Source organism: Paenibacillus sp. JT31N11 (assembly GCF_056269285.1).
In genome coordinates, this window is sequence record NZ_JBWDNQ010000044.1 from 1 (window position 1) to 6,814 (window position 6,814).

The window sequence follows — 6,814 nt, forward strand, 5'->3', positions numbered from 1 at the left end:
GGATGATGGGATTTAAAGGGCTATGACCCGTTGCGTACTCCCATCGTACCGAGGCGCTCGTTTTTTTGCAAAGCGGTAATTTAACGCTCTACAGGAATGCTATCGTACCCGTTAGCGGAACACTTACCTGTGTCGTCCTTCATCAATCCTGTTCATCGCCTTTACTCTTATATCTTCATCCTCATCGTTTAATAAAATGCTTAATACTCGTAAAGTCACTTTTTTGTTACAGACAATTCGTTGTCTAACTGAGCAGTTTAAATCTTTTGCTAGTTTTAATTGCAAGTTTTCAGGCAGTCGATTTTTGGTAGCAACATTAAATCTAACCCTTTCATCTGCATCGTCAGCTAGAATTTCCATAATCTCAACAGGAATTGATTTATTATGTGCTACCCATTCACGCATTTCAGGATACGTTACAATCACTTCTAACCAAACATCTAAAGGTGCTTCATCCCATGCAGCCTTAAGGTATTCCTCAATGTTATCACTAAGCCTTAACCTTACAAATTCTTCAGCCGAATTAATCATAATTCAACCCCAGTAAGCAGATTTATTCACAAGCTAACATAAAAGTTAGTTAAACTATCCTCCCGTTACTTCAACAAACGAAAAAGGAGCCACTACATAGCAAGCTCCCCACTAACGTACCCATTAGCTCAATGACTTTCTTTTCAAAATGGCGATAAAGTCCTTTTCAAGTCCTGTAATACTTTTTATTACTTCCTCTTCGATCCCTTCTGCTACTGCTTTTCGTGCAAAACGTAAGCCATATTTATCTGCCGCCAACATCCGATGAAGGGTGCTCCTGTCCTCAAATGACAAGTAATCATCTGCTATTGAGCCATCCAACAGGAATTCCATATCATAGGTCCCAATCATTGTTTTGAGATAGTGTATTCGGAGTGAACAAAAGATGGCAGCTCCTTCACGATCATAATATTGTTTTAAGCTAATCGATACTACATCAATAAAAATGAAATCCACATCCAACTTGCCAATAAATAAATCATGATACTCATCTTTATTTTCTTTTTTCCAACAACGAAAAGTGTTCCAGAAACCATCAATTGTACGCTTTGTTGCACTATGTTCTTGCTCCCATCTTAGGAGAAGTTCAGCGTCCACCTAACCACCACCTTACTCATTGATAGCATATAGAATTATATCACTTGTCGTTAACGTAGCGAAGAGCTGCCGCGCGGCAGCCCTTCGGTATTGTGCTATCGTACCCGTTAGCGTAATGGGTTAACTTGCTGTTAAGACCTAAACAATCTTACTCTAAGACAGGAATCATTAAAGAAAAAGGCTCTTTTTCGTTTATAGTTGAATTTCAACCAAAAGAAAACCGTCCCTTGAAAAGATAGGTTAAACAAAGTAGTCGGACGCAACTTGCATCATAATTCGGCGGGGACCGTCAGCTGTTTCTTTAAGCTCCTGTTTATGCCGTATGACGGAGGGTTCGATGCACTTCAAAGTTTGTAGGCCACTTTAAAGTGCCTTCTTAACAAGAATCAGTTCATGAATTAATGTTGAATTACGGTTTGATAATCATTAATAAAGAGAAGGAAGGTAAAGCATATGAGCATGCCTGAGCAAACAAGAAAGTTTCTGGAGGATATTTCAGGATTCCCTGCCCTTCATAATATGACACCAGAAGAAATCAGAAAAGTCGCTGTCGCTAATTCCATCTCCGAGAACTTTGATTTGGCAGGTACGGAAGATGTACAACTTCACGGTCCGCATGGAACATTTGCCGTGAGAATTTATCGTCCAACGGAAGAGAAGCTATTGCCTGTTATATTGTTCTATCATGGAGGCGGTTTCGTATGGAACAGGATGGAGAATTACGACCCAATGTGCATCAAGTTAGCTGTAACAACCGGTTATGCTGTCGTATCCGTGGATTACCACCTTGCTCCGGAGCATAAATTCCCAGTCCCGGTCGATGAAGCGATGTATGCGGCACAATGGGTATACGAAAATGCTACTTCGCTCGGAATGGACCCCGATAGAATTGTCGTTGCTGGTGAAAGCGTCGGAGCGAATTTGGCTGCAGTAGTAGCACAACTCGCCCGCAAGCAAGGCACTCCTGCCATCGCTTTTCAAATTCTGTTATGCCCCTTGACAGATTGGTCCGGCGATTATGAATCGAAGCACACGTACGGTACAGGCTATTTTCTGACCAGTGCACTCCTTAACTATTGTGCCGGTCATTATCTGGGCAGCGATTCTGACAGAACCAACCCGCTCGCCTCGCCTCTCTTCGGAGATGTTGCCGGATTGCCACCGGCTTTAATCGTGACCGCCGAATACGATCCATTACGCGATGAAGGTGAACAGTATGGGCAAAAACTGATCGAAAGCGGCGTCAAAGTTACGTTGAAGCGGTATCCCGGCATGATCCATTTATTCTATGCCATGACGGATGTGTTTGAAGACGGACATGACGTTTATGAACTAATCCGCAGGGAACTGCAGACGCTGGAATAAGAAACATCAATATTACCACTGCCAGAGAGCTGTGTTCACGGGTTCTCTTGGTCATAAACTTGTCTCGCATGCAATACGGAATCGTAATGAGAATCTGTCCATCTGTGCAGCATTCTCATCGGTTCAATTAAGCTTTCGCCTAAAGGCGTTAGTGAGTATTCAACGGTAGGGGGAACGGATGGATAAACATGGCGTTTTACTAATCCGTCCCTCTCCAATTGGCGTAAAGTCTGGGTCAGCATTTTTTGTGTCACGCCTTCAATTCGCTTTTTCAGGTCACTGTAACGCTTTTTCCCATCCTCCAGCTCATAGAAAACAAGGACAGTCCACTTACTTGAAACCACCTCAAGTGCACGTCGATAATGGCAAGTCGGTTCAATATCATTGGAAAGGATTTTATCATTCATTTTAAACACTCCCATGTCTATCTTTAATCCTTATTCTCTTCACATACCCAGCAAAATTTATTTTAGCAATCCTGCCCGCTCGTAATACGAGGCCACCGCTAACTCTTAACAACCTAACCAACCACGCTCTACTGCCCCAGATCCTATCGTTTGGTGGTCTTGGTAAAGACCACCTGCCCTCCGGTGTGGAAAGGGTTTGGGGCAGAACCCCAAGAAATTTTTTTGAGACTAAAAAACCTTCCAGTTAAATATTGAAGGGTTATTTGGCTTTGAGCGTGCTTCATTGTTTTTATCAATTCCTCCTATTAATATCCTAACGTATTATTTGTGCAATTGTTTCATTTACATTTGCTGAATAGATTTAGAATTATCAAAGAGCAATTGGACGTCTTGTTTCCCTTCAATAAATTAACGAATTGGTACTTTTGCTTGCGATGGTCACGAAGTTTTATATTTTGCCTATGTTAAATTCGAATGTTGATTTTTGAACAAAGAAAACCGCCCTTTTGAAAAGGCGGTAAAATTGTCTCTTTTGTACTGCTATTTCATTCCTACTACAGCGGCGAATGCTTGAACGGCGGCATTGGCCACTTCCATGTCTTGCTCCATTGTGCCTCCGGCGACGCCGATACCGCCGACGGTCATGCCTTCGCGAACGAGTGGGATGCCGCCTCCCAAGATGGTGACCCTCCCTTGGTTTGTCGTGTTGACCCCATAGTGTTGACCGCCGGGAAGCGCCGACTGGGCTAAGTTAGCCGTGGGCATTTGCATAGCTACACTCGTCCAGGCCTTCCCCTTGGAGATTTCGATCCCGGCGATCCGGGCATGGTCCATCCGGTGGAAGGCGACCAAGTTCGCCCCGGCGTCGACGATTGCGATATCGAAGGCGAGTCCCATTTGACGGGCTTTCTGTTCGGCAACCTCGAGCAATTGTTTCGCAATCTCCAATGTAAGCATCTCAAACACTCCTTGTTGTTTTGTTTTCTGCAGAATATTATTGACTGAATTTACCAAGTTAGGGGTTATCGCATGAACATTTACGGCGTGGATGGAGTTATTTTGGTAACCTTTTACATTCCATTCAGCCTTAAGCGGTTGAACTTCTCCATGATCGTTCGTTGCCTTGCTCATAATCGTGTATTGACCTGGTTTTTGTGCATCCCACGCAAAAGACCATCTCCTCCATGAATAGGGAACATCAGGATCAAGTATGTTTGCTTCAGTCCAGAGTGTCCCGCCATCTGTGCTAATTTCTACTTTCGTTACAGAATGCTCGCCAGCCCAAGCATACCCTTGTACCACGTAGTTGCCAACAGCCATCTCTTCCTCTTCTGTAGGAGATGCTATCGTCGAATTGATTAAAACTGGTGATAGCGGTAGTGCATGTTTGTAGTCGTTTGTTTTTTTTAGAATGACATAATCTATACTTTGAAATGGTCCCTTGAATGGCTGATCTACAACTCTGATCCTACGCAGCCATTTAACAGACGCAACTGCATACCATCCAGGCACAATTAGTCTTATTGGAAAACCATGTTTATCGGAGAGCGGTTCACCATTCATTTCATAAGCCAATAAAGTATCTGGGTGAAGTGCCTTGGCAACAGGAAGACTTCTTTTGAAAAATACTTGTCCATCCATGTCATTTCGTTGACCATAATCTAATCCTTCAAAAACAATCTCAGTCGCACTTGGGGATACTCCTGCTTGGTCTAATACATCCTTCAGTCGAACGCCTCCCCAAATGGCGTTGCTTATCGCACCGAGCTTGAATTGGTTACCTTGTGCTTTCCTTTCAAATAACGAACGTTTGTTTCCTGCACACTCTAGTGTAGCGGATAGCGTGACCTTATTCATGTTTTTCAAATCAGCATACGTAAATTTAATTGGTTGATCCACTAATTCTTCAATTGAAAGGTACCAGGTGTTTATATCGATTGTTGGGTATTCAAAATGATTTCTTACGTAAAATAATTGATTCGGTGTAATGGTTTGGAGGTTGGCAATCATGGGGAATTCAAGATTTTCTGATGGGATATAGGAAACTGGAACCAAATGAATGTCGCGCATGAACAAATCCACCTCTTCGGCTAAATATGAACAGCTCTAGAATTTATTATTAGCAAAGAAACGTAATTTTAACCATCAAACAGGAAGTCGTCATCTTGAGTTATAAAATCAAGATCGTTATTGTTACGGTTACTAGAGCTTAGTAAAACCGTTAAGCTGCCGCGGAGATTGACCGACAGTCTCGTTGTGTCGAGGGACGGGAAAAATATATCGATAAAAGACAAGAAGTTATTTCGTATTGACCAGACAAAACTTAAAAACGGGCAGCTGCGAGTTATCTGCAGCTGCCGTTCCTACAAAGGACATTTACAAATCTCAACACTTTATACCGAAGGAGCTCAACAGCCCGCCACCCACTTTTAGTAATTTTCAAATAATAAATGGGAATAATAACCTCAAAACTTTCCATGGAGGACTAATGTTAAAATTCATCCTTGCCACCAGTATATTGTTATCTAGTCAACCTGCCACTGTATCGGCAATGCCAAACGAAGATGAAGCTGTATGCAACGCAGTTATCGCAAGACTATTAGGTCCAGAAATAACGGCTGAAATCAATAAGTATTATGGAAAAGTACTAGTGTATCCGCCGACTTACGCACCGTTTTTTGGTACGAAAATAACGTGTGAATCAGCTTCAGCGAACAAAACAACCTACTCCTTGACCGTTGTAGTAATGCCATTTGTCGGTGCTCACGTAATCGTAGGTGTCGACGAGATTAAATTTCTTATCGGTGTAAAGGGAGACGTTAAGACCATTAGTTACAAGCACGTAGAGGATCATAAGTTACCGCCACATTTACAGAACCTGTACCGTTAGTTGAAAAACAATCCCAATTTCAGTATACTTTTCCCCCATAGCTAACCTGCCCGTCAACGGACAACGGCAGCTGATCTGATGACCGGCTGCCGTAATATGCATTGAGCTATCGTACCCGTTCGTATTATGAGGTCACCAGATCTTTCTGGTGGACCTCATTTTTATGTGGTCGTAAGATAGCGATAGCCGGGGATTGAACGTTCGTGCCCGTGGGACTGGGATCCCGAGAGCTATACAGTTCATCCCCCCTACTTGTTAAACCATGATTAGGCTGTTTGGGACGATGATCCCGAATCACATGCGATAATGTGGACGACAAGAAGGGTAGGGGTTGCCGGCTACTATCATATGAGGAGTGGTTAAATGAACCCTGTCATTGGATTGGATGTATCGAAAGGAGAAAGTCATGCACAAGCTTTTTCAGATCGAGGAATGCCCCACGGTAAGACCTTCCGATTTGAGCACAATCTGGAGGGATTAGCGTCCTTCCTCCGCTATGCTCAAGACCTGGAATCCTTTACGGGCCAGCGTCCAGCCGTGGTGCTAGAAGCAACAGGTCATTATCACAGCCCAGTCGTTCAGTTCTTGGATGAGCATCAGTACCTGTACATTGTCATCAATCCGTTAATTTCATACCAAGCAAAAAAGACCCATTTACGCAAAGTGAAAACGGATGTTGCAGATGCGTACCAACTGGGGGAATTGTTCTATAAAGAAGAGCTGGAGCCTTCCAAAAAACGAGGTCAGTACCTGATGAATCTGCGTTACCTGACACGGCAGTATGAATCTCTGACGGATATGTATGTCCAAGCAAAGCTGCAGTTCCAGGCTGTGCTGGATCAAGTCTTTCCAGAATATCATGGCGTGTTTGGTGACCTTTATTCGAAAGTGTCACTTCGTTTCCTTGCACTGTACCCAACTTCTCAATCGGTGCTAGCCCTGTCTGAGAAAGATGTAACGGCTCAGATACAGCACCTTGTGGGACATGTCAGCTCCAATCGGTGGTCGCTTGAGAAGGCACAAA

General features: G+C 43.4%; 7 protein-coding genes. 3 read left to right on the forward strand and 4 right to left on the reverse strand.

Features of this window, described 5'->3' with window-relative positions:
* Positions 1 to 123: 123 nt before the first annotated feature.
* Both AC0YNV_RS40275 and AC0YNV_RS40280 read right to left on the reverse strand, forming a co-directional pair.
* Positions 124 to 531, reverse strand: a complete 408-nt coding sequence (locus AC0YNV_RS40275) for a hypothetical protein (RefSeq protein WP_475773063.1) — start codon at positions 529 to 531, stop codon at positions 124 to 126.
* Positions 532 to 654: 123 nt separating this feature from the next.
* Complete coding sequence (locus AC0YNV_RS40280; protein WP_475773064.1) at positions 655 to 1,128, reverse strand: hypothetical protein; 474 nt, start codon at positions 1,126 to 1,128, stop codon at positions 655 to 657.
* A 453-nt stretch (positions 1,129 to 1,581) separates the two neighbouring features.
* Here AC0YNV_RS40280 and AC0YNV_RS40285 point away from each other — a divergent pair, with 453 nt between their 5' ends.
* Positions 1,582 to 2,493, forward strand: a complete 912-nt coding sequence (locus tag AC0YNV_RS40285; protein ID WP_475773065.1) for an alpha/beta hydrolase — start codon at positions 1,582 to 1,584, stop codon at positions 2,491 to 2,493.
* A 35-nt stretch (positions 2,494 to 2,528) separates the two neighbouring features.
* Here AC0YNV_RS40285 and AC0YNV_RS40290 read toward each other — a convergent pair whose 3' ends face one another.
* The gene (locus tag AC0YNV_RS40290; protein WP_475773066.1) at positions 2,529 to 2,900 is read right to left on the reverse strand and encodes a winged helix-turn-helix transcriptional regulator; all 372 of its coding nucleotides are present in this window, start codon (positions 2,898 to 2,900) and stop codon (positions 2,529 to 2,531) included.
* A gap of 540 nt (positions 2,901 to 3,440) precedes the next feature.
* Positions 3,441 to 4,970: a molybdopterin-dependent oxidoreductase gene (locus AC0YNV_RS40295; RefSeq protein ID WP_475773067.1), complete on the reverse strand. Its 1,530-nt coding sequence runs from the start codon at positions 4,968 to 4,970 to the stop codon at positions 3,441 to 3,443.
* Between the two features lie 238 nt (positions 4,971 to 5,208).
* On the opposite strand from AC0YNV_RS40295, the gene AC0YNV_RS40300 reads away from it, so the two are divergent.
* A complete protein-coding gene (locus AC0YNV_RS40300) occupies positions 5,209 to 5,790 on the forward strand; it encodes a DUF3888 domain-containing protein (RefSeq protein ID WP_475773068.1) in 582 nt (193 codons plus the stop codon).
* 363 nt (positions 5,791 to 6,153) lie between these two features.
* Positions 6,154 to 6,814 (forward strand): IS110 family transposase (locus AC0YNV_RS40305; RefSeq protein WP_475773069.1); only part of this gene is annotated, 661 nt, incomplete at its 3' end.